This window comes from Paludibacter sp. 221 (assembly GCF_010501035.1).
In the GTDB taxonomy this organism is placed as follows: Bacteria; Bacteroidota; Bacteroidia; order Bacteroidales; family Paludibacteraceae; genus QVMH01.
This window is the reverse complement of the sequence record NZ_QVMH01000014.1, coordinates 73155-99757: the sequence shown is the minus strand read 5'-3', so window position 1 is coordinate 99757 and position 26603 is coordinate 73155. Positions and strand designations below refer to the sequence as shown.

6 protein-coding genes and 1 pseudogene are annotated in these 26603 nt (G+C 43.5%); all 7 read left to right on the top strand.

Translation table 11 applies throughout. The features are described from left to right. Positions 1–1143, top strand: a 1143-nt coding sequence (locus tag D0T49_RS05170) for an FISUMP domain-containing protein (RefSeq protein WP_203583419.1), incomplete at its 5' end; no start/stop codon positions are given. A gap of 217 nt (positions 1144–1360) precedes the next feature. Next, positions 1361–3268: a long-chain fatty acid--CoA ligase gene (locus tag D0T49_RS05165; RefSeq protein ID WP_163629527.1), complete on the top strand. Its 1908-nt coding sequence runs from the start codon at positions 1361–1363 to the stop codon at positions 3266–3268. A gap of 1336 nt (positions 3269–4604) precedes the next feature. After that, positions 4605–8516: pseudogene (locus tag D0T49_RS13200) on the top strand (choice-of-anchor Q domain-containing protein); the annotation flags it as partial. A gap of 210 nt (positions 8517–8726) precedes the next feature. Beyond that, positions 8727–21902, top strand: a complete 13176-nt coding sequence (locus D0T49_RS05160; protein WP_370519608.1) for a choice-of-anchor Q domain-containing protein — start codon at positions 8727–8729, stop codon at positions 21900–21902. Positions 21903–21989: 87 nt separating this feature from the next. Next, complete coding sequence (locus tag D0T49_RS05155; RefSeq protein WP_163629525.1) at positions 21990–22694, top strand: hypothetical protein; 705 nt, start codon at positions 21990–21992, stop codon at positions 22692–22694. A gap of 1219 nt (positions 22695–23913) precedes the next feature. Then, positions 23914–24537: a hypothetical protein gene (locus tag D0T49_RS05150; RefSeq protein ID WP_163629524.1), complete on the top strand. Its 624-nt coding sequence runs from the start codon at positions 23914–23916 to the stop codon at positions 24535–24537. Positions 24538–24659: 122 nt separating this feature from the next. Beyond that, positions 24660–26387: an AMP-binding protein gene (locus tag D0T49_RS05145; protein WP_163629523.1), complete on the top strand. Its 1728-nt coding sequence runs from the start codon at positions 24660–24662 to the stop codon at positions 26385–26387. Positions 26388–26603: the final 216 nt, after the last annotated feature.

Here is a 26603-nt window from a genome sequence, read left to right as displayed (position 1 = left end):
CTTACTATTTACAACATTACTACTAAATGTACCGACACTTGGAATGGTACTGCTTGGATTTCGAATTGCGGTAGTAATGTAGCTCCGCAAATCACCACACAGCCTCGTGCTTTCAACTGGGCAGAAACTAAAAATGCAACTGCTCTTACAGGTATTGGTGGCAGTTCGGCTACTGTCAGCGTATCGGCTATCGGTATCGGTACGCTTACTTACCAATGGTACGAAGTGACAGCTAATACCAACGCCGCTCCTGCCTCTATAACTGGTGAAACAGAAGCAGCTTTCGCTCCCGATTTATCAGTATTGGGCATGCGCCGTTATTACTGTCAAGTTACCGATGCTAACGGCAACAGCATAAATAGCGACATAGCCGAAGTGGCAGTAGGCTGTGGTGCTAAAACCGTATCAGGAGGTTGGAGTACATTTATGTGTTATAATCTTGGAGCGACCGACCAAAGCATAGAAGCCCAAAAGGCATATAATAGTCCTGTGTTTAATTATATAAATCTTATCTATACTCCTATTGCAAGAGATAATGATATGGTAGTTTATGGTGATTTGTACCAATGGGGACGTGTGAGAGATGGTCACGAAAAACGTACAAGCGGAATCAGTACTACTATTCTTACTACAGTTACTACTGGTGGTACAGTTACTAATGGTGAAAGTACTAACGCTACTACAAAAACTTTTATACTTTCCCCTTCTTACCCTCACAATTGGACGTCAGCAGTTTCGGCTGACCTCAATTGGCGTAATCAGAAAAATAGTACTTACGATCCCTGTCCCGCTGGATGGCGTGTTCCTGCTCAAGGCGAATGGAGCGATATTTTTCGTGGCGGTTCGGCTCCCGGTGCTTCGGGTACTGCTGTTGCCAACACTTGGAGTTGGTATACTGGTGGCACTAATGGTTATGAAATTAGACCTGACGGTGAAACTACCACACTCTTTTTGCCCGCTGCAGGCTTCCGCGACCCCAGTAATAGCGAACTCTACAATGTAGGTGCTAACGGTTATTACTGGAGTGGTAGCCTTAGCAGCGTGTACTCATACTATTTGACCTTCAATGACAGTAATGTGTACCCTGCAAACAATAACGGCCGTGCACTTGGCCTAAGTGTGCGGTGTATTGCGGAGCTGTAAAATCCCGCTCTTTATCAAAAATACAGATATAGGAGCTTTTTTCCGCCGGGTATTGAAGCCCGGCGGATTTTTGTTTTATTCGGTTTGGTGTTGTTTTTTTTTGCTCACTTTTTATGTTTTTGAGCATGAAATAAAAAGGATTTTATTTATTGGACTGAAAAAGCATTATATTTGTCGCGCTTAAGAAAAGGAATTTTTTATTAAAAACTAATAGATAATGAATAGACCGACTATTATAGACTTTCTGAATACCAGTGTAGACAAATATGCAGATAACCCGTTTTTGTGGGAGAAGAAAACAGATAAATTCGTTCCTACTACTTATAAAGAAACAAAAGAACAAGCTCACCGGATAGCGGCAGGGCTGATAAAACTGGGCGTGAAGCAGGGCGATAAAATTGCGCTTCTGTCCGAAGGGCGTAATGCATGGATTGTGGGCGAGTTAGGAATTTTGCATACGGGTGCTGTGAATGTGCCGCTCTCGATAAAGTTGGAAGAAAGCAATGACCTGATTTTCCGTTTGGAACACTCCGAATCTAAATATATATTGGTATCGGGCGGGCAGTTGAAAAAAATCCGTTCGATTATAGGGTCGCTTCCATTGGTGAAAAAGGTAATCGTTTTTGATGAACAGCCGGAATACGAACCATTGGAAATGAGCCTGAAAGAGCTTATGGCATGGGGCGAGGAGTATCTGAAAAATTACCCCGACTCGGTGAAAAAAGCGGCGGAAGCTATTAAGCCGGACGATATGGCAAACATTAGCTATACGTCGGGTACTACTGCCGACCCTAAGGGAATCATGCTGACGCATCGCAATTATACGGCTAATGTGGAACAGGCACTTACCCTGATGACTATTCCGCCAACTTACCGCACGCTTATTATTCTGCCTTTAGACCATTGTTTTGCCCACGTGGCAGGTTTTTATAGTTTTATGGCTTGCGGCGCAAGTGTGGGAACTGTTCAGACAGGTAAAACGGGAATGGAGACTTTGAAAAATATCCCGATTAATATAAAGGAACTGAAACCAAACCTGCTGCTAAGTGTGCCTGCTTTGGCAAAGAATTTCCGTAAAAGCATCGAAAGCAATATCCAGTCGCAAGGAAAATTTGTTCAGTGGATGTTTAATACTGCTTTGAAGATGAACTATTCCTATAATAAGGAAGGATATAATAAAGGTAAAGGGCTTCAGATTTTGAAAAAGCCTATTTTGGCTCTTTTCGATAAAATACTGTTCAAGAAGGTTCGTCAGGCATTTGGCGGAGAATTGGATTTTTTTATCGGTGGTGGTGCGCTGCTTGATATCGAATTGCAGCGTTTTTATTATGCTATAGGAATACCGATGTATCAGGGGTACGGGTTGTCGGAGGCTACCCCTATTATTTCGTCCAACAGTGAGAAGCATCATAAATTGGGTTCATCCGGATTTTTGGTTACCCCGATGGATTTGAAAATTTGCGACGAAGATGGTAAGGAACTGCCAAACTACACGAAAGGCGAGATTGTGATAAAAGGCGAGAACGTGATGGCAGGATATTACCGCAACGAAAAGGCTACTGCCGAAACCGTTAAAGACGGTTGGCTTTATACGGGCGACATGGGATATATGGACAACGACGGATTTTTGTATGTTGTAGGGCGTTTCAAGAGCCTGCTTATTTCGAGCGATGGCGAGAAGTACAGCCCCGAAGGTATTGAAGAATCGTTTGCCGACAACTCAAAGTTTATCGAATATGTTGTGCTCCATAATAATCAAGACCCTTATACCTCGGCACTGATTGTGCCGAACAAGGAGGCTTTAAAGTCGTTTGTTAAAAACACAGACCCAAGTCTGGATTGGGAATCGGAAGATGCTAAAAAAATGGCATTAACTAAACTGCAAAGCGAAATAGACGATTACAAGAAAGGCGGAAAATACGAAGGGATGTTCCCCGAGCGTTGGCTCCCTGCTGCTGTGGCTGTGATAGGCGAACCTTTCTCGGAAAAGAACGGCTTGATAAACAGTTCGATGAAGGTGGTTCGTGGCAAGGTAGAGAAGCTTTACGAAGACAGATTGAAGTCTCTGTATGAGCCGGGTGCAAAAGAAATAGTGAACGCTGAAAATATTAAAGCGTTAAGTTAATGTTTTTATACTTAAGTTGAATTGAATGGCGAACTCTTTGAGCAAAGGAACAATATTGAGTAAAGGATATACCTGCCTCTCGTTATAAACGAGAGGTTAATGGTTTTACGTTTAAAACGTGATTCCCATTTACTCCCTCGTTGTAAACGAGGGATAGGAGAAAGAACAATGAGGGTGCATGCAATCCTTATCTTCAACTTTTTTTGTTTTACTTTGCTCTATGTTCATCCATTTTTTTGTTCTGATTTATTTTCGCAAGCCATTTTTATTTGAGTAAATATAACTTTTATCTGCATGTAACTGTTTGTTACAAAGGAATTATGTGAGGGTTGTATTTGCTCTTTTTGTTTATGGTAGATTCTGTATTTAGTTAAAAAAATTGGTTTGAAATAAAAAAGAGTCTATCTTTGTATGTGTTTTTGTAAAAAAATGAACAAAGGGTAATCTTGTTTTATGGAATTAACCAAAAAGTTTCCCTTGTTTTAGAGTTCAATTTTTTTTAACAAAAGGGTGTATATTTCAGAAAAAGATAGCGATGTTTGCAGCAATCTCTAATAATAGTATCTTTATAAGATTAATTAACATTTATATGTTGGTTAATCCTGTTATTTTATTAGAGAGAGAGAGAGAGAGAGAGAGAGAGAGAGAGAGACTAACCTCTTAACGTTTCGGCATTTACTAGAAAAGCTATACAATAATCTTTTTATATGGTACCATATAAAAAGAAGAGGGCTTTGTGTCCATACCTTTCATGTTTTATCGGTTTTATCCTTTCCCGGCTTTATTTCCCTTTCCATAATATTATTAATAGCAGGAACCCTGTATTATTTTCTGTTTGGTTCTGTTATTCTGTTTAGTAGTGTACTTCCGGTTGCTACTATAAGTGCATGTATATACACATGCTTTTTGTTTATTAATATATATATCTATTTCCATATATATACTATGGTCTTTGGTGGAATCATAACCCTTTCCACCGAAGGCCATTTTTTTTATCCATCAAAGTATGTAATGAATAACACTCCCGGTCCGTAACATAGCCATTTGTCGGATAACGAATAAAGACTAACAAAAATAAAAAAAAAGAAGTTGTCAACTAAAGAGGGCAACCCCCTAAGAATTCCTTTCTTAAACACAAACACAAAACACTCAACTCAAAAACCCTGTCCTCTTTAGTTCTTCTTCTTTTCATCAAAAAATAAAAATCAGAAAAAGAATCATAAATAAAAGAATCATAATTCAAAAAGTATGAACTCATAAAACAATGTAATAAAAACAATGACAACGAAAAAAGAAAAGAAAAATAAATGCAACGGAAATATAAAATGACAGACTTATGAAAATTTTAAACTACTATCGACACCTTGCGATGACATTTTTGTTGTTGCTTGGTTTCTCATTTTTGCATGCCGATACATGGTATGTGAAGCAGGGTGGTATTGGCTCGGGGAGTTCTTGGGCCGATGCTTCGGGCGATTTACAGCTTATTATAAAATCTGCTTTGGCAGATGATGAAGTTTGGGTCGCAGCCGGAACTTATACTCCTAATACGCTGGCTGGCAACGGTACTACAAATCGTGATAAAGCCTTCGTATTGAAAAAAGGGGTAAAGGTTTACGGTGGTTTTTCCGGTACAGAGGATTTGCTTTCTCAGCGCGACTGGAAAACAAATGTCACTATCTTAAGTGGCGATTTGAATGGTGACGACCCTGTTGTTACCGATAATGCTTACCACGTAGTTATATCGGCTGGCGATGTAGGCACTGCCGTATTAGATGGGTTTATCATCAAAGGTGGTGCAGCTACAGGAACAAGCAGTACTATTACTGTTAACTCGAAAGCGATAAACCGCCGTTTTGGTGGAGGTGTGTATTTATTTACCTCTTCTCCAACACTTTCCAATTTGATAATTGAATCGAACACAGCTACTACTCAGGGTGGTGGGCTTTACTTGAATGATAAAAGTAACCCTGCTATCAGCTATGTATCTATTATAAATAATACCAGTGCTTCTTTAGGAGGTGGTGTGTATATAGCAGGTAGTGCTCCAACCATGCGCAATAGCTTAATTGTGAAAAATAAAGCTACTACTTCGGGAGGAGGTTTTTATGTCGCGTCTCCTGTGGCCAATCCTGTATTGATTAATGTTACTATTGCGGATAATACAGCAAGTTCGGGACCTGCTATTTATCAGCGTAACGCTACCAATGGTACTATAACTTTCCGCAATAGTATTATAAAAGGAACTTTATATAGGTATTCAGTAACAAATAGTGAAACAGGAGCTACTACAACTTATGGTTCATTTAGCCATACAAAAAGTTTATATGTAAATTCCAGTACGGTTAGCGCCGCCATTGTTTCAGCTCAGGACCCGATGTTCTTAGATGCGGACAATAATGATTACCGCTTGAATGTTTTGAGCCCGGCAATTGATATGGGTGATAATACATACGTTGCCGAAAACGAGACTGATTTGAGTGGTAAAGCACGTATTTATAATGATGTGGTGGATTTGGGAGCTTATGAGACTGAAGGTATAGCCATAGTTCCCGACGCCGAAGGTATTGTGTACGTAAAGGACTACGGTGTAGGAAGTGTTCCTGCTGATGCAGATGGTAGCTCGTGGGAAAAAGCGTTTCCCGAATTGAGTACGCCACTTCGTTTTGCTGAACGGGCTAACTCAGGTATCGACAGCATTTTTGTGGCTGTGGGCACCTATGTGCCTTTGTATGGGCAGGGTAGTGGTGCTACCGAACAAGACTGTGCTTTTGCATTAGTCCCAAACGTGAAAATATACGGCGGTTTCGACCCCGACAATGGCATCCGCACATTGGCGGATGAACGTATTTTCTCCGATTTGAATAGTACTGCGCAAGGTTCGATACTAAGTGGCGATTTGAATGGCGATGGTAGCGTAAAGGCTTACCACGTAGTAATTTCGGCTGGCGATGTGGGTGTGGCCGTATTAGATGGGTTTACCATCAAAGATGGTGCAGCTACAGGAACAAGCAGTACTATTACGGTTAATACAAAAGCTATCAATAGGCGTTGGGGTGGAGGTGTTATTTTACATACTTCGTCTCCGCAACTGTCTAACTTGAAAATAGACTCGAACACTGCTACTACTTCGGGTGGAGGACTTTATCTGACTGCCAGTAGTCCTGCTATCAATAATGTATATGTTGTTAATAACAGTGCTAATACCTCAGGTGGTGGGTTTTACCTGGCTTCCAGCAACCCTGTTATGAATAATGTACATGTTGCTAATAACACTACTGCTGCTGAAGGTGGAGGGCTTTATATGACAGGCAGTAGCCCTACTATCAACAATATATCTGTTATTAGCAACACCAGTACCTCATATGGTGCGGGCTTTTACCTTGCAGCAACTAGTAAGCCTGTTATCAATCATGCTGTGATTAGGAATAATACCAGTTCCTCTTTTGGTGGTGGTATGTATATGACTGCCAGTGCTCCAACTATGCGCAATAGCTTGGTTGTGAAAAACCAAGGTACTTCAGGGGGAGGTTTTTATATAGCATCGCCCGTGTGTAATCCCGTATTTATCAATGCTACTGTTGCAGATAATACGGCAAGTTCGGGAGCAGCTATTTATCAGCGTAATGCTACTAACGGTACTGTTACTTTCCGCAATAGTGTTATTAAAGGTGCTTTAAGTCGATACAGTACAAGCTATACTTCAGAAACAGGAGGTACCACTTATACATATTATGGATCCTTTAGCTATACCAACTGTTTATATACCAATGCTACAGCTATCAGTACCGGCGTTATTTCAATTCAGGATCCGATGTTTCTGGACTCAGACAATGATGATTACCATTTAAGTCTTTCAAGTCCGGCTGTCGATGTGGGTAATAATACATATGTTGCCGAAGGTGAGACAGACTTGGACGGCAATACACGTATTTACAACAGTCTGGTGGATTTGGGAGCATATGAAACTCAACGTATAGCTATAGTTCCCAGTGCCGATGGTATTGTGTATGTAAAAGATTATGGTTTGGGAAGTGTTCCTGACGATGCCGATGGTAGCTCGTGGGAAAAAGCATATCCCGAATTGAGTACGCCTATGCGTTTTGCAGAGCAGGCCGGTTCTAATATCAACAGCATTTTCGTTGCCGTAGGTACTTATGTGCCTTTGTTTGGTAAAGATAATGCTAAAACCGAACGCGACCGGAGTTTTGTACTGGTTCCCAACCTGAAAATATACGGCGGTTTCGACCCCGATAATGGTATCCGTACATTGGCCGACGAACGTATCCTGCCGGATATGGACGCTACCCTGAAAGGGTCGGTACTAAGTGGCGATTTGAATGGCGATGACCCTGCTATAACCGATAATGCCTATCACGTAGTAGTATCGGCTGGGGCTGTAGGTACAGCTTTGCTCGATGGTTTTACCATTACAGGTGGTAATGCTAATGTTAGTAGCAATATTAAAATTAATACTAAAACCGTTTACCGGAATTATGGTGGGGGTATTTATTTAGATGCCTCGTCGCCTCAATTATCGAATCTGAAAATTGATTCGAATACGGCATCTTCCTATGGTGGTGGGCTTTATCTGAATGACAAGAGTAATCCGGTTATCAGTAATGTGTATGTTACCAATAATATAAGTGCTGACGATGGTGGCGGGTTTTATCTTGCAGCAACCAGTAATCCTGCTATCAGCTACGCCGTTATTATGAATAATAAAAGTACTACCGAAGGTGGTGGCCTTTACATTACGGCCAGTTCTCCAACGATACGAAATAGCTTAATTGCGAAAAATACTACAGGTACCAATGGTGGTGGCTTCTTTGCAGGAGCTAAATCGTCGCCAACATTAACCAATGTTACTATGGCAGATAATACTGCAAGTACGGGTGCTGCTGTTTACCAGAATAACTCTGGTGGTACAGTCACTTTCCGCAATAGTGTTGTAAAGGGTGCATTATACAGACGTTATACAAGTTATACTTCGGAAACAGGAGGTACTACATATACATATTATGGCTCATTCAGCTATAAAAACACTTTACATCAGGGTGGAAGTTTTGGTAGTGGAATAATTTTCACGTCAGCCCCTATGTTTACCGATCCTGATAATAACGATTATAGTCTGCAAACTATAAGTCCGGCTGTTGATGCAGGAGATAACTCGCATGTGCTTGCTACAGAAACAGTGGACTTGAATGGTAATCCTCGTATATATAGCGATGTAGTAGACTTGGGCGCTTACGAAGTGCAAAGGAATATAATGACAGGCAATGCCAATAAAGCTGTCTATGTTAAAGATTACGGAGTGAATCCTGTACCTGCCGATGCTGATGGTAGTACTTGGGAAAAAGCATATCCTGAGTTAAGCACGCCTCTGCTGGCTGCAAGCCGTTCGGCTTCAGGCATCGACACCATTTTTGTTGCTATAGGTAAGTATGTGCCTCTGCTTATGCAGGGAGCCAATGCCACAATGGAGCAAGACCGTGCTTTCCCTCTACCTTCGGGTGTGAAAGTATACGGCGGTTTCGACCCTGATAATGGCATTCGTACCATGGCAGACAAACGTATTCTTCCTGTTCCGGGTAAAACTTCGCAAGGTTCTATATTGAGCGGAGACTTAAATGGCGATGGAACACTATCAGCTTATCACGTAGTGATATCCTCAGGAAATACAGAAACCGCTGTTTTAGATGGTTTTACCATTACGGGAGCTAAAGCTACAGGTGCAAATAATACGGTTACGGTTAATGGAAAAACGGTGCACAGGCGTTATGGTGGCGGTATTCATATCGTCGATTCGCCTGTTGAGCTAAGTAATTTAAATATTATTTCGAACACATCCACTACTTATGGTGCAGGTGTTTATGTGGTGGGTAGTGCTGCAGCTACACCTTCGACACTTAATATGAACCGCTGTATTGTAAGCAACAATACAACTACTAATAGTGCCGGAGGGGGTATTTATGTTGCAGCAAACGTTACATCAGCTATAAACAACAGTTTGATAGTTAAAAACAGTGCAGGTACAGCTACAGGTGGCGGTATCCATATGGCCGGAACTACTCTCAATCTTACTCACGTTACCTTTGCCGACAATGCGGGAGCAGCTACTTCAACTGCTGTCAATAGGGCAGCGGGTACAGTACGCCTGTACAACACTATTGTGAGTGGAACAGTGGGCGGAACGGTAACTCACAATAGTAGCTTGTATACAGGAGCCACCGCTATTGGAAACCCGGCAGGAGTAGTTTCTATCGACGAACCACAGTTTGTAGACGAGTCGGTGTATGATTATACGCTGATGCCTGTAAGTTCGGCAGTAAATGCCGGTAATAATACTTACGCCGATGGTATGACTGAGGATTTGGCAGGAAACGCGCGTTTACTTAATGGAGCAGTTGATTTAGGAGCTTACGAGCTTGCCGAACGTGCTGTCACACCTGATGCAACAGGTATTGTATATGTGAAAGATTATGGTACTGCAACTATACCAGCCGATGCTGACGGTAGTTCTTGGGAAAAGGCATATCCTAACCTGAGCGAACCATTGCGTGCTGCAAGCCGTGTAGGAACTGATATCGACAGTATTTTTGTAGCTAAAGGTACTTACAAGCCTCTTTACAGGGCAGGTAATGGTACTCCTAAACGCACACGTGCTTTTGTGTTGGTTCCGGATATAAAAATATACGGCGGTTTCGACCCCGATAATAATATCCGTACCCTTGCCGATAAGCGTATACTTCCGGGGCATATAGCCCAAGGCTCTATCCTTAGTGGCGACCTGAATGGTAATGACCCTACTATAACTGATAATGTATATCACGTGGTAATATCTGCCGGAGAGGTAGGCGCTGCACTTCTGGATGGATTCAGTATTGTAGGAGGTAATGCCAATGTAAGTGGAAATATTACGGTTAATGCTCAGATGGTAAATAACTTATACGGAGGTGGTATTTACATTAGTGGTTCTTCACCTATATTGCGTAATATTAATATCAGCGCTAATGCCGCAAGTTATTTTGGAGCAGGTATTTATCAGGGAGTTTCATCTTCGTTGGATGCGAGCCATATAGCAGTGGTAGGCAATACGGCAGGTCGCGACGGAGCCGGTATATACAATGCGGGCGATTCCTCGCTGAAAATAAAGAACGGATTAATAGTCAAAAACACTACCAGTACATCATACAATGGTGGAGGGCTTTATTCTACCGGAGCTAATTCGGTGGTAGAACTGACAAGTGTAACTATTGCCGACAATACTGCAATAGCAGCTTCCACAGCTATTCACAATGCCAGTGGTACGGTAAACGTATCGAACAGCATTGTTATGGGCAAAGTGAGTGGTACGGTTGGTTATAACTACAGCTTGCTCGAAGGCGGTACGCTGGCAGCCGGAACTATCGTTGCCAACGATTATCCACAATTTACTGACCCGACCAACAATAATTACGGATTAGACCCTGCAAGTCCTGCTATCGACATGGGTGATAATACCCTGATAGCCGGAATAGCAGCCGACATGGCAGGCAATCCGCGTATTCATAATAGTGTGGTGGATTTGGGAGCGTACGAATCGCAAAAAACAATAATCATTCCCGATGCCGAAGGTATTGTATACGTAAGGGACTACGAAGACAAAACAGTTCCGACTGATGCCGATGGTAGCTCATGGGAAAAAGCATATCCTAATTTGGACGAGCCCTTGCTTGCAGCTGCCCGTTCTACTTCGGGTATCGACAGCATATTTGTCACAGTAGGAACGTATACTCCGTTGTTCAGAGTAGGGTCAGGTACTTTGGAGCAAGACCGTACTTTCTTGCTGGCACCCGATGTAAAAGTATATGGAGGTTTCGACCCCGACAATGACATCCGTACCCTTGCCGACCAACGCATTTTGCCTACTTCGGGCGATGCTTCGCAAGGTTCTGTACTTAGTGGATTCCTGACTGCCGACAGTACGGTTATGGTATATCACGTATTGGTATCGGTAGGCAATGTGGGTACAGCCGCTTTGGATGGATTCTCCATAACCGGAGGTAGTGCCAAAGGTACCGGAACAATTACCGTTTATGGAAAAACCGTAAACAGAAATTATGGTAGTGGTATTTTTATCACTAATTCAGCACCAACCTTACGCAATTTAAGTATCGACTTCAATAACTCATCTTCTTACGGAGCAGGTATTTTTGCTATTGGTACTGCTGCTGAGCCTGCATCACTCAATTTGAGCCGTAGTTCGGTAACCAACAATACGTCGGGTGCTTTAGGTGGCGGTATCTATATCGCTGCTTATACTACCTCGACAATGAGTAACAACCTAATTTTGGCGAATGCTTCGGGTAATAACTCGGGTGGTGGTATTTATATAAACGCTAACGCTTTATTAACTATTGACAATAGTGTGATAGCCGGCAACAGCTCAGGTACTGCCACAGGTGGTGGTATCTATGCAGGTGGTACATCGTTGACAATGACTCATGTTACTATCGCGAATAATATAGGGGCTGCTGCTTCAACAGGTGTTATACGTGCGGCAGGTACAGTTGTATTCAACAATAGTATCATTACTGATAAAGTGAGTGGTACGGTAACTTACAACTCTTGTTTGTATACCGGTGCTACGGCTGTAGGCAATCCGGCGGGAATTGTAGCTATCGACAATCCGCAGTTTGTAAGCGAGGAGGCGTACGACTATAGTCTGATGCCGATAAGCCCTGCTGTTGATGCAGGAAACAATGCGTATGCAACGATGCCTTTCGACCTTGCCGACAATCCGCGTATCTATAACAATGCGGTGGATTTGGGAGCTTACGAATCGCAAAAACGCGCTGTTGTTAATGATGCCGATGGTATCGTATATGTAAAAGACTACGGTACAGCCGAGGTTCCCGAAGATGCCGATGGTAGCTCGTGGGAAAAGGCTTATCCTAACCTGAGCGACCCGATACTTTCGGCAAGCCGTTTTGGTTCCGAAATCGACAGCATATTCGTAGCCGTAGGTACTTACAAACCTATCTACAGAGCCGGAAACGGTACAGTAGCGCGCACACGTTCGTTCCTGTTGCCTAAGGATGTGAAAATATACGGCGGTTTCGACCCCGATAAAGGTATTCGTACATTGGAGCACGCACGTATTCTTCCGAAACCGGACGAGATACACGGTTCTATCCTTAGCGGCGACCTTAACGGAAACGACCCTGTTATAACCGACAATGTTTACCACGTGGTAATTTCGGCCGGTAATGTAGGTACTACCGTGCTCGACGGTTTCAGCATCACAGGTGGAAACGCTAACGTAAGCAGTACAAATGTAGTGAACGGGCAAACCATTACCAACCGTTATGGTGGCGGTATTTATGTTAGTGCTTCGGCTCCTACATTACGCAACGTAAAAGTATATAAGAATACAGCCGCTCTATATGGTGGTGGTATTTATTCAGCATCAGCTTCGTCTGTCACAGCAAGCCATTTGTTGGCGATAAGCAATACTGCAACCCGCGATGGTGCAGGTATATATAACACAGGAAATTCTGCAGTGAAAATAAGCAATGGTTTGATAGCACGTAATGGTGCTGGTACATCTTACAACGGTGGTGGTATTTATACAACCGGAACAACTTCGGCTGTTGACCTGACCAACGTTACTATTGCTGATAATACAAGCACGGCGGCTTCTACTGCCATTTATCATGCCGGTGGTGCTACCAGTTTGTACAACAGTATCGTTATGGGTAAAGTAACAGGTACGATAAGTTACAGTTATAGCTTGTTGCAGGGTGGAACACTGGCCGATGGAACAATAGTATCCAATGCCGATCCGCAATTCGTAGATGCTTCGTCGCTCAACTATCGTTTGGAGCCGGGTAGTCCTGCTATCGACTTGGGTAGTAATGCTTTGGCTACAGGAATTGAAGTTGACCAAGATGGAAACGGACGTATATACAACGATGTGGTAGACTTGGGAGCTTACGAGGTCATTAAGAACCCGATAGTACCCGATGCCGACGGTATTGTATATGTAAAAGACTACGGAGAAGAAACCGTTCCTGTGGGAGCGGATGGTAGCTCGTGGGAAAAGGCTTATCCTAACCTGAGCGACCCGCTTCACGAAGCGTCAAGACCTGCTTCGGAAATCGACAGTATTTTCGTGGCTGTAGGTAGCTATACTCCGCTTTACCGCGTGGGAACAGGTACAGTAAGCCAAGACCGTACTTTCTTGTTGGCTCCTGATGTAAAGATATATGGTGGTTTCGATCCTGATAACGACATTCGCACTTTGGGCGACGACCGTATTCTTCCTATTCCGGGTGACGATTCGCAAGGCTCTATTCTTAACGGATACCTCAGTGCCGACAGCACCGTGATGGCATATCACGTAGTAATGGCTGCAGGTGATGTAGGTAAGGCTATGCTCGACGGGTTTACCATAACCGGAGGTAGTGCTACAGGCAGTGGCTCTAATAGCGTGAATGGAAAAACAATGAGTAGAACTTATGGTGGCGGCGTATTGATAAAAGACGCATCCCCATTGTTCCGGAATATGAATATCTACTCCAATAAAGCAACAACTTATGGTGGCGGTATTTGTGTATCAGGTAGCTCAGCTACACCTATTGTTTTCGATATGAACTACAGTTCGGTTATAGCCAATACAGCTTCTAATTCGGGAGGTGGTATTTATGTTGGAAGTTATACAACCTCCGAAATGCATAACAGCTTAATAACCGATAATACATCCGGTTCGGCAGCAGGTGGTGGCGTTTATTATGCCGGTACATCATTGGTAGCTACCCATATGACTATTGCAAATAACAAGGGTGCTACAGCTTCTACGGCTCTATACCGTTCGGCGGGTACTGTTACTTTAAACAATAGTATTATTACGGGTACAGTAGCCGGTACGGTAACGTACAACACTTGTTTGTACACCGGAGCTACGGCTGTAGGTAGTCCTGCGGGTGTTGTGGCTATCGACGACCCGATGTTTATGAGCGAAGAGGCTTACGACTACAGTTTGCAACCTGTAAGTTTGGCTGTAGACGCGGGTAATAATGCTTATGCTACAATGGATATCGACTTGGCGGGTAATCCCCGTATTTACAACAATGCGGTGGACTTGGGAGCCTACGAGTCGCAAAAACGTGCCGTTGTGCCCGACGAAGACGGTATTGTGTATGTAAAAGATTATGGCAACAACACCGTTCCCGAAGATGCCGATGGTAGCTCGTGGGAGTTGGCTTATCCTAACCTGAGCGACCCCTTGCTGTCGGCAAGCCGCTTTGGTTCCGAAATCGACAGCATATTTGTAGCCATAGGTACTTACAAGCCTATCTACAGAGCCGGAAACGGTACAGTAGCGCGCACACGTTCGTTCCTGTTGCCTAAGGATGTGAAAATATACGGCGGTTTCGACCCCGATAATGGTATCAGCACATTAGATAGTGTACGTATTCTTCCGCGCCCGGACGATTTTGAACGTGGTTCAATCCTGAGTGGCGACCTGAATGCTAATGACCCTACTATAACCGACAATGTATATCACGTGGTGATTTCGGCAGGCAATGTAGGTACTACCGTACTCGACGGTTTCAGCATCACAGGTGGAAACGCTAATGTAAACAGTACTAATGTTGTTAACGGAAATACAATAACCAACCGTTACGGTGGCGGTATTTTCATCATTGCTTCGGCTCCTACATTGCGCAATGTAATGATAAACAAGAATACGGCAGCCCTATATGGCGGTGGTGCTTATTTAGCATCTGCATCGTCTCTCACGGCAAGCCACTTGTCAGTTGTGAATAATACTGCAACCCGCGATGGTGCAGGTATTTATAACACAGGTAATTCTGCTGTGAAAATATCCAACGGTCTGATTGCACGCAATACCTCCGGTGCGTCTTACAACGGTGGTGGTATCTATACTACGGGTACTACTTCGGCTGTGGACTTAACTCAAGTGACTATTGCAAGCAATACGAGTGTGGCTGCTTCTACAGCTATCTACCGTGCCAGTGGTACAGTGGTGCTGAAAAACAGCATTATCACAGGTAAAGTGAGCGGTACGGTAACTTATACCAACAGCTTGTATCAGGGTGGAACATTGGGTGCAGGAACGATTATATCGAATGCCGATCCACAATTTATGGCTCCGAGTTCCAACGATTTCCGCCTCGAACCGGGTAGCCCGGCTATCGACTTGGGTGATAACGCTTTGGCAGCCGGAATAGAACTCGATCAGGATGGCTACCAGCGTGTGTTCAACGGCGTAGTGGATTTGGGTGCTTACGAAGTACGCAAAGTGCCGATTGTGGCCGACGCTGAAGGTATTGTGTATGTGAAAGACTATGGAACCAATCCGATTCCGGCCGATGCTAATGGTAGCTCGTGGGAATTGGCTTATCCTGACCTGAGCGAACCGCTGCACGCGGCATCGCGTCCGGCTTCTGATATCGACAGTATATTTGTAGCTGTAGGTGTTTACCGCCCGCTTTACAGGGTAGGAACTACTACTACAAGCAAAGACCGTACGTTTCTGCTGGCTCCGAATGTGAAAATATACGGCGGTTTCGACCCCGATAATGACATTCGCTCGCTCGACGATAAACGCATCATGCCTGTACCGGGCGACACCGAGTTGGGTTCGGTACTGAGTGGATACCTTACAGCCGATAGTACGGCAATGGCATACCACGTAGTAATGGCCTTGGGCGATGTAGGTACGGCTGCTTTGGATGGATTTTCCATAAGCGGAGGTTATGCCTCGGCTACTACAAACAATAATATTAATGGGCTGTCTGTAAACAGAAGTTATGGTGGTGGTATGTACATACAAAATGCTTCGCCTGTACTTCGTAACCTGAATATCGATTCGAATAAAGCTACTTATGGTGGTGGTATGTATGTAACCGGAAGCGCGGAAGCACCTTCAGTTCTTAACCTGAGCCATAGCTCGGTTACAGGTAATACATCGACCAACTTGGGTGGTGGTATCAGGGTTAACACAAATGTTACAGCCAACATAAGCAATAGCTTGATAGCGGGTAACGCTTCGGGCACAGCTTCGGGTGGCGGTATTGCTACAGCAGCTACAGCAACTACGCTGAATCAGGTAACTATTGCCGACAATACAGGTGCAGCTGCATCAACAGCTCTTTATCGCTCGGCAGGCACGGTTACTATCAATAACAGTATCATTGTAGGCAAAGTAGGTGGTACGGTTACTTACAACACTTGTTTGTACACCGGAGCCAATGCTGTGGGCGACCCTGTGGGTATTGTGTCGATAGATGACCCAATGTTCATCAATTCCGAAGCGTTCGACTATCGCCTGCTTCCGGTAAGTATGGCAGTGGATGCGGGTAATAACGCCAACGCCGTAGGTACGGTAGATTTGGAAGGTAACCCGCGTATCTACAACAACGTAGTGGATTTGGGTGCTTACGAATCGCAAAAACGTGCGGTTAAAGCCGATGCCAACGGTATCGTGTATGTGAAAGATTACGGAACAACCACCGCGCCCGAAGAAGCTGACGGTAGCTCGTGGGAACTGGCTTATCCTAACCTGAGCGACCCGCTTATAGCGGCAAGCCGTGCTATTACCGATATTAATACGATATATGTAGCAAAAGGAACTTACATACCGCTTTACCGTTCGGGTAACGGAAAATTGGAGAGAGACCGTACATTCACACTGGTAAAAAATATAAATGTGTATGGAGGTTTCGACCCCGACAACGGTATTCGTGTCCTTGGCGACAAGCGTATTATGCCACGTCCCGACGATGCTACACGCGGTTCGATACTTAGCGGCGATTTGTACGGAACCGGTAAAGCACGGGTACATCACGTGGTGTTGTCGATAGGCGATGTAGGAACTGCTACCCTCGATGGATTTACAATAACCAAAGGGCTGGCTACCGGAAGCGGTACCATTAAGGTAAGCGGTCAGACATTAAACCGCCGTTATGCCGGTGGTATGTATTTGGTATCATCATCGCCTGCAATACGCAATGTAAATATACGTGTCAACGAAGCACGCAACTATGGTGGAGGTATGTACCTTACAGCATCGTCGCCGGTGTTGAGCCATGTGTCTGTAGTGAACAACAAATCAAGAAGCCACGGAGCAGGTATTTATAATACAGGGCTATCCAACGTGAAAATTATAAACGGCCTTATAGCTAACAACTCCGTAACCGGCTCGGCTTATGGTGGTGGTATCTATACTTCGGGTACAGCAGCATCTACATTCGAAACAGTAAATACTACTATTGCGAATAATAAGGCTGTGTCGTCTACAACTGCTATTTATAGAGGCAACGGTGTGGTGACACTGAAAAATAACATCATTGTAGGTACAGTAAGCGGTACAGTAACATATAGCAACACGCTTCGCGAAGGCATTGCGGTTACTACTGCCGGAATTGTATCGAATGCAACACCACAGTTTATAGCTCCTACGTCGAACGATTTCCGTCTCGAACCGGGTAGCCCGGCTATCGACTTGGGAGATAATACGTTGGCAGCCGGAATTGCAGTAGACTTGGACGGAAACGACCGTATATTTAATGATGTGATAGACCTGGGTGCTTACGAGCTGCGTAAAGTTGCAGTAGTGCCCGATGCCAACGGTATTGTGTATGTGAAAGACTACGAAGATGCTATAGTTCCTGATGATGCCAACGGTAGCTCTTGGGAAAAGGCTTATCCTAACCTGAGCGAACCGCTGCACGCGGCTGCAAGAACTACTTCGGGTATCGACAGCATATTTGTTGCAACGGGTGTTTATACTCCACTCTACAGGGTGGGTACAGGTACTCAGGCGCAAGACCGTACGTTCCTGTTGGCTCCAAACGTAAAAGTATATGGAGGTTTTGCCCCAGATAACAATATCCGCACTCTTGCTGATAAGCGTATTATGCCTGTAACGGGCGATACCGAATCAGGTTCTGTCCTTAGCGGTTACCTGAGTGCCGATAGTACATTGATGGCATACCACGTAGTAATATCATCGGGCAACGTAGGTACTGCAGTACTCGATGGGTTTACAATTACAGGAGGTAATGCAAAAGGAAGCTCTACCGTTAATATCGAAGGCGAATCAATTAGCCGTACTTATGGTGGCGGTATCTATATCAGAGAATCTGCGCCTACGCTTCGCAATCTGAACATTGATACCAATAAATCAAAATCGTATGGTGCAGGTATTTATGTTATAGGTTCGAGCGGAAGCCCTTCCAAGCTTAATTTAAGTCATAGTTCTGTAGTGGATAACGCTACAACCAGAACTGCCGGCGGTGGTATTTATATCAGCAGTTACACAACTTCTGAAATAAGTAATAGTGTGATAGCAGGCAACAGTTCGGGTACGGCTGCCGGAGGCGGTATTTATACTTCTACAACGCTTACGCTGAACCATGTGACTATTGCCGACAACAAGGGAGCAACTGCTTCGACAGCCCTTTACCGTGGTGGCGGTACTGTGACATTCCAAAACAGTATCATCATAGGTAGAGTAGGAGGTTCGGTAACTTACAAAAACAGTATGTACAGCAGTGCTACAGCAGTGGGAAATCCGGCCGGAATAGTAGTGGCGAACGAAGATCCGATGTTTGCCAACAACGAGGCTCGCGATTACAGCCTGTTGCCTTTGAGCCCCGCAGTTGATAAGGGAGATAATACGTATACTACTGCTACTGTTGACTTGGCAGGTAACCCGCGTATTTTCAACGTGAAATCCGACCTTGGAGCATACGAGGTACAGCGTCGTGCAGTAGCACCCGATGCCAACGGTATTGTATATGTGAAGGATTATAAATCGGCGGCTGTACCTGATGAGGCTGACGGAAGCTCGTGGGAACTGGCTTATCCTAACTTGAGCGACCCACTGCTGACAATAACAAGAGGTACTAATACCGACATCGACAGTATATTTGTAGCTGTAGGTACATATACCCCGCACTACAGAGCCGGAAACGGAAAAACCGAACGCGACCGTGCATTTGTATTGTTGCCCAATATCCATATTTACGGCGGTTTCGACCCCGAAAATGATATCCGCACACTGGCCGACAAACGTGTTCTGCCTGTGGCATACGATGCTACGCAGGGTTCTATCCTTAGCGGTGCATTGAAAAGCGATGGCAAAACCCACTCGTATCACGTAGTGATTTCGACGGGCAATGTGGGCACGGCAGTATTGGACGGATTTACAATTACCGACGGTAAGGCTAACGGAAACAATTCTTACATCACGGTGAATAAACAAACTGTACGCCGTCGTTATGGTGGAGGAGTTTACATGGCAGCATCGTCGCCAAACCTGAACAACCTGAATGTAGCTTCGAATATATCTACTTATTATGGTGCAGGTATATACATGACGGCATCGTCGCCGGCTATTACCAGTGTGGCGGTAATCGGAAATAAAACTTCTTATTCCGGTGCAGGTATTTACAATGTAGGAAACTCGTCGCCGGTGTTGAAAAACATATTGATTGCGAAAAACAGTTCGGGAAGAGCAGCCGGTGGAGGTATCTATCTGTCGGGTACAAAATCGACAATGACGCTTCACAATGCTACTATTATCGACAACGTAGGCGCTACGGCTTCGGCTTCGATATACCGTGCTTCGGGAAAAATAAGCATGACCAACAGTATTGTATTTGGTAGAGTAAGTGGTAGTGCATCTTATGTTACTTATACCCACAGCTTGGTTGAGCTTGCCAAAACAATAGATGGAGTGAACGTGATTTCGAATGTCGATCCGATGTTTGTAGACAGGGCAGGAGGTAACTATCGTCTGTTGTTCGAAAGTCCGGCTATCGACTTGGGTCAAAAAGCGCTTTATCCCGGTTTAGACCTTCTGACAACACGTGAACTAAGTGGTAAACCTCGTGTAGGTGGCCTTGAGATAGACCTCGGAGCTTACGAGTATCACGAGAAAAACAAGTGGATTGGCCGTACCAATACCGCTTGGAAAACAGGTACAAACTGGTTGATGAACATTCCGTTGGAAAATTTCGAAGAGTTGGAATTTGACGAGAATGCTGTGAACGACCTTGTTATTAAGAAGGACGAACGCTACACTGTAGCCGAAATAGTGAACCAGTCGAATAAAAAACTTCGTATAAGCGGAGGCGCGGCTCTTACTACTACAGGTATCGTGTCGTTGAAAGACAATACAAGTCTGATTGTAGGTGCCGGCAGCGCAACTGTTCCGAATGCTACATTCATCTATCCGCAAGGTGTAACTGTAAATGCTACGGTAGAGATGTTCAGCAAGGCGTATGTTGACCAGGCTGCTTCGCCTAACGATATGTACAAATGGCAATACATAGGCGTACCCGTATCGGGAACAAAAGCCTCGGCATCGTTTGCCGGAAGCTACTTGCGCCGTTGGAACGAAACAGGAACAAATGATGCTGCCAACTACTACTGGACAGAGATGACCGGTAATGACGACCTTGTGCCATTTGTGGGCTACGAAGTAACCAGCAAAACAGCGTCGAAAACATATACATTCCGTGGCGAACTGGTGAACGCCGATTACAGCAAAACATTTGCACGTACTTCGGGAGCCAAGTACGAGGGACAACACGTAATAAGTAACCCGTACACGGCCGGGCTGGAAATAAGCGAAATGAACTTCGACGGAGGTCTGGAAGAAACAGTTTACCTGTTCAACACAGGTTCGCATGCCGACTGGCAAGCAAACGACGGTTCGTCGGCCTCGGCTTCCGATGCCATTGTAGCAGGTAAGTTTGTAGCCATCCCGAAAAACCATGCGGGAACAGCCGGATTGTTGAGCCGTATCCCTTCGATGCAAGGTTATGTGGTAAAACTGCTTAGTGGACAAAACACAGGAACACTGTCGTTTGGCTACGCCGGCGCAGTAGGAAATAACACGGCTGCTCAACGGGTAGCACCTGTTACGGCAGAAGAAACCGAGTTGCCGGCCAAAGTGTACACTGTGGTGGATGTGATAGGCGAAACTGCTGCCGACCGCTTGTGGATATTTACCGAAGCCAATACCACCCGTGGTTACGACAACGGTTGGGACGGCCGCAAAGTGCTTAGCGGAAATAACGTTACACAAATTTACGCTGCCGAAGCCGATGGTAACTATCAGGTAAATACCGTACCAAGCATCAATAATACGCAGCTTGCGTTTGTACCGGGAGCCGAAGGCGAGTTTACCTTGCGTTTCACTCACGAGAATACAGCGGAAATATATGCGGCTATTTATCTGCTCGACTTGGAACGTGGTACTGTAACCGACATTACCGACAGCGGAACCGAGTACAAATTTACAGCTACGAGCAGCGATAGTTTGCAAAAACGCTTCCGCATAGTAACCAACGAGCAAACTACCGATTTGTCGGATAGCCAAAGTGTATTGAGCATTTATACTGAAAACCGTAATATCTATGCTCTTAACAAAGGCAATGGTCAAGGCGAATTGTATCTGTTCGACTTGTCGGGACGCATCTTAGGTTCGCGCAAGATAACTCCTTACGGAATGACCGTTATCTCGGGTTATCCGCTCGACGGAGTATATATTGTGAAAGCAGTTATGGAAAATAACAGTGAAACAGTAACCGAAAAAGTTATTATAAAATAGTACTGAAGCCGCCGGGGTTTGGCCAAGCAAGAGATTGCCCGGCCAGCCCCATAGGCAGCTCGGTTATGCAAAACATAAAAAGAAACAATGAAAAAAATTATTTTAATAATACTTATAGCAACGGGAGGCGGTTTCTTTCTGATAAATAATCTGCTTTCTGATAAAAGCGAGAAAAAACGTACGATAGGAAACGAATCGGTTGTTGTTTTTACCTATTCGGACGTATCGGAAAAACCGGTAGATATATCACTAAAGAAATCGGATACCTCTGCAAGCAAGAAAAAGTCGGACGACGTAAGTCTGCCTAATTATGTATCGACAGATAAAAATCCGGCATCCCAATCGCAAAAAGACATGGATGTGCGCTTGGGTGTAACAATGAAGTCTACCAGTACCATATCGCTTCTTAATTCCAAACAGGGCTACAATGTTGTAGTGGACGAGCTTCAATCGCCAACTGCTCAGTACGTATATCAAGCACCCAATCGGAACATTAAAAAGCGACAAGAACAAATAGTGTATGGGGGCCCGGAACTGAAGATGTACGCTTCGGCACGTCCATATTCGTCGGTAAGCGAATCGGCCGGGCTATTTCTTGCTGTACGAAACAATGTAAACCTGTTGTCGACAAACGACGAAGACCCGGGCGAATCGGTCGACCCCGGATACAATCCTCCTATGAACGAGATAGAAGGGCCTGTTTCTCCGGCAATAGGAGTATTGTTGTTGTTTTCAGTCCTTTACCTTGTAAGGCTTTTCTCTCGTAAAACGCTTCTTAAGAAGCATGAGTAACGTGAAGAGGATAAAAAATAAGTAATAATATCTTGTTCTTTCGGATTTCTTTGCAAGCAAAGCGAACAAGTTTGAGCAGCAATCCGAAAGCTGTTATCTGCGGATTTTAAATCCGCTATTAATCAATTGCCGGATTACAAATCCGGCAAGACAGGTGGCCGGAAGATTTTAAGCGTTAGAAGAATCATGATTTTAAGGGCTGTAAGCCCGTTTTAATTTAGCCCAATGGCAAAGCGAAGCGTCGCCTTGGGTTAGTTTGCAATAGCAAACTTGGCGGGCTGTAAGCCCAAGTTAAAGTTTAACCTGCGCTTTACATAAATGTCTCACATTCGACAGATTTTAAACAAGTTTGAATCTGTTCTCAGATTAATCGACATTTTCAGCGCGTAGAGTGGAGCTATTCACTTCAGCCCAATGCAACACATTGGGCTGAAGTAACCTGCCACTTCGTGGCGAAAAGAATCTTCCGGCAAGACAGGGGATTTAAGAAATAAGACTATGATTTCAACATGGTTTTTACACACAAACCCTTATTATGCAGACAAATAAAGATAATGATGTTTTTAATGTCTATTCTTTATTAGTTTCATAATTCATTCAATTCGACTTATAAGAATAGTTAGTTATTCTTTTTTTATAAGTATTCTGTTCATAAACTGAGACCGCCTTGTAGTGATTTACAGGGCGGTTCTTACTTTTAGTAACTATTAGAAAATACCCCAAATGTACGAATCAAAGGTAAAAGTAAGCCCTTGCTTCTGTGCGGTTGTATCGCAACAATTAATTGCATATTAGTACTGATGCGTTAAATGTTTTTTGGAGATTGAAATATTATCCATGTGCTCCGTAGGAGTATAAGCTTGGTAACAGTATATAATGACGGGCATTATTCGTGCCGTAGGTACGAAACCTTTGTGGCAAGTAGCGTACCTACGGCACGCAGAGGCAGTACTAAAAGCCGGTCATTACCAACCCCCCGTCTCTATGGGACTTTAAATATTAACGTAAATTTTTAAATCGGAAAAACGATATGCTTCTGTATGTGGTTGTGAAATAGGGAATTGCTGAAAATAATTGCGTTTTAACGCATCAGTGGTAATTGCATATTTACATTTTAAAATACAATTCAAATAAAACTTATCCGTATCTTGTGGTGAAAAACTTATTCCATGGGATACGGATTTTTTCAAAATAGAATAATTGTACTAATACAAGTTTTATGAAGAGAAGAAATTCTGTTTTGTTTACTGTGCTTTTTCTGTTATTGTCAAATTATTTGTTTGGGCAGGAAAAATTATTCTCTTCGGTGAAATTAGGTGTTGGAACTGCGGCTTGTAGACCTGTGGAAATCTACGAGTTTTCGAAAAAAGAATATCATGATGTGAAACCTGCAATCAGATTGGAAGGTGATTGCGAATTATTCGATAACTTTAAAACAGGTGTGTATTGGTCGTATGCAAAAATATTTCATAATGACAAAGAATGGTATTTCGTTTACAATGATAGGCAGTATGAAATTGGCTATGCACGCTCAGTTTCTGATTCGTTTTACTATGGTCTGAAATTTACATATCATTCATTGCCCGATGAGTTGGAATTAAGACTCCCTTTAGGTTTCGATGCATATTATGGTTTATGCCTTGGTGTTGCTACCGAGCTTTGGGAGAATGTTGAAAGTAAAAAAATGGCAATCAGTTTTTTTGAATATAGTATATGTATCGGTGTATCCTATATGTTTACTTATGCTATTGGTATATACGGAGAATACTCATTCGGTTCGTTTTATAATAAAACCCATCATCGCGGGCAGATTGGAATTATGTATCAATTCCAATCAAAATAAGTAAGAGGTTGTTTATAGATTTTTTTTACAGATTTTAAACGAAAAATAATTGCACATTTTTGCTGATTTCGTGTAATTTTATATCTTTGCAACCGTAATAAAATGGCTTTATTTTAGAACTTATGGTTAAAGAAAATCTGATAAGACTGTTTGAGGACAGTTTCCGCAGTAATTGGGATTTGCCCGGTTATAGCGATTATGGCGAAGATAAAACATTGACTTATGCTGATATATCTAAGAAAATAGCTAAGCTGCATGTTTTATTTGAACAATGCAATATCCAACGTAACGATAAAATAGCGTTAATAGGCAGAAACTCAGCCAACTGGGCTATCACATATCTTGCTACTATTACTTATGGAGCAATAATAGTTCCTATCCTGCAGGATTTTAACCCGAATGATGTGCATCATATTGCAAACCATTCGGAATCAAAACTATTGTTCACCGGCGAAAATATCTGGGAATCGCTTGAAGAAGAGAAACTGGCTCATATAAAAGCTGTTTTCTCATTGCGCGATTTTAATTGTATTGCTATACTTAACCAGAAAAAATTTACTAAAGATAATACAGAAGACAGTGCTCCTGTAGAGCCTGCTGATATACTCGACAGGCATCGCCTGCAACCTGATAGTATTAAGGAGTTGTTTTACGGTAAATATCCTAATGGATTTTTTCGCGATTGTGTGCGCTATGTTGACAAACCGAATACGGAAATAGTGTCGATAAACTACACATCGGGCACTACCGGATTCAGTAAGGGAGTGTTAACGAGCGGTAATGCGCTTGCCGGAAACATAACTTTCGGGTTCCGTACAAAACTTGTGGCTCCCGGATACCGTATCGTATCGTTTTTGCCTTTGGCACACGCTTATGGTTGTGCCTTCGACTTTTTGGCCTCTACCTGTGCCGGCTGTCATATACACTTTATCGGGAAAACACCTTCGCCTAAGATACTGTTGAAGGCTTTTGCCGAAGTGAAGCCAAGTGTGGTATTTACTGTACCTCTGATTATTGAGAAGATTTATAAGAAGCAGATACTTCCGTTGATAGCTAAACCTGCCATGCGATGGGTGCTTAGCATCCCATTGCTGGACCAAACTATATTGGCGCAGATACGTAAGAAACTGATTGACGCTTTTGGTGGCGAATTCAGCGAAATCGTTATTGGTGGCGCGCCGCTCAATGCCGAAGTAGAAGACTTTTTCTATAAAATGAAATTTCCGTTCACGGTAGGTTACGGAATGACCGAGTGTGCTCCCCTGATAAGTTATGCCAATAAAAAAGACTTTGCCGTGAAGTCGTGCGGTAAGATATTGGATATAATGGAGGTGAAAATAAAAGACCCTGACCCTGAAACGGGAACGGGAGAAATATGTGTTCGGGGTGAAAACGTGATGGATGGCTACTATAAGAATGAAGAAGCTACCAATCAAGTTTTTGAAGATGGATGGTTGCTAACAGGCGATTTGGGTACTGTTGACGAAAAAGGCAATATCTTTATCCGCGGACGGGCTAAGACAATGATACTTAGCGGTAGCGGACAAAATATATATCCGGAAGAGATAGAGGCGAAGCTGGACAATATGCCGTATGTGATGGAAAGTTTAGTAGTGGAAAATCAGGGGAAACTGGTAGCGCTGGTATATCCCGACTATGAGGCGGTAGATTCACAGCATCTTAGCCAGGAACAGTTGGAGGCTAAAATGGAAGAAAACCGCCAAGCTGTAAACGCTATATTAGGGGCTTACGAGAAGATTATTAAAATTCAGCTTTATCCGCACGAGTTTGAAAAGACTCCTAAAAAGAGCATAAAACGCTATTTGTATCAGAGTAATTTTCAGAAGTAAAATGAACGCAAGTTACGCAGATTACGCAAATTTTATTTTTGTAACTTGCTTTATTTCAATAAAATAGGATTTTGCGTAAATTTGTGTTTATTTGCGCAATTCCTACCTCTCGTTTATAACGAGAGGTTAATGGCTTTACGTTTAAAACGTGGTTCCCATTTAGCCCCTCGTTGCAAACGAGGGACAGGAGAGGAAATTCGTTTTACGAACTTGGTA

Coding starts and splice junctions, on each gene's coding strand:
- D0T49_RS05160 (WP_370519608.1), top strand. CDS start 8,727: ATGCAGGGAGCCAATGCCACAATGGAGCAAGACCGTGCTTTCCCTCTA.
- D0T49_RS05150 (WP_163629524.1), top strand. CDS start 23,914: ATGAAGAGAAGAAATTCTGTTTTGTTTACTGTGCTTTTTCTGTTATTG.
- D0T49_RS05145 (WP_163629523.1), top strand. CDS start 24,660: ATGGTTAAAGAAAATCTGATAAGACTGTTTGAGGACAGTTTCCGCAGT.
- D0T49_RS05165 (WP_163629527.1), top strand. CDS start 1,361: ATGAATAGACCGACTATTATAGACTTTCTGAATACCAGTGTAGACAAA.
- D0T49_RS05155 (WP_163629525.1), top strand. CDS start 21,990: ATGAAAAAAATTATTTTAATAATACTTATAGCAACGGGAGGCGGTTTC.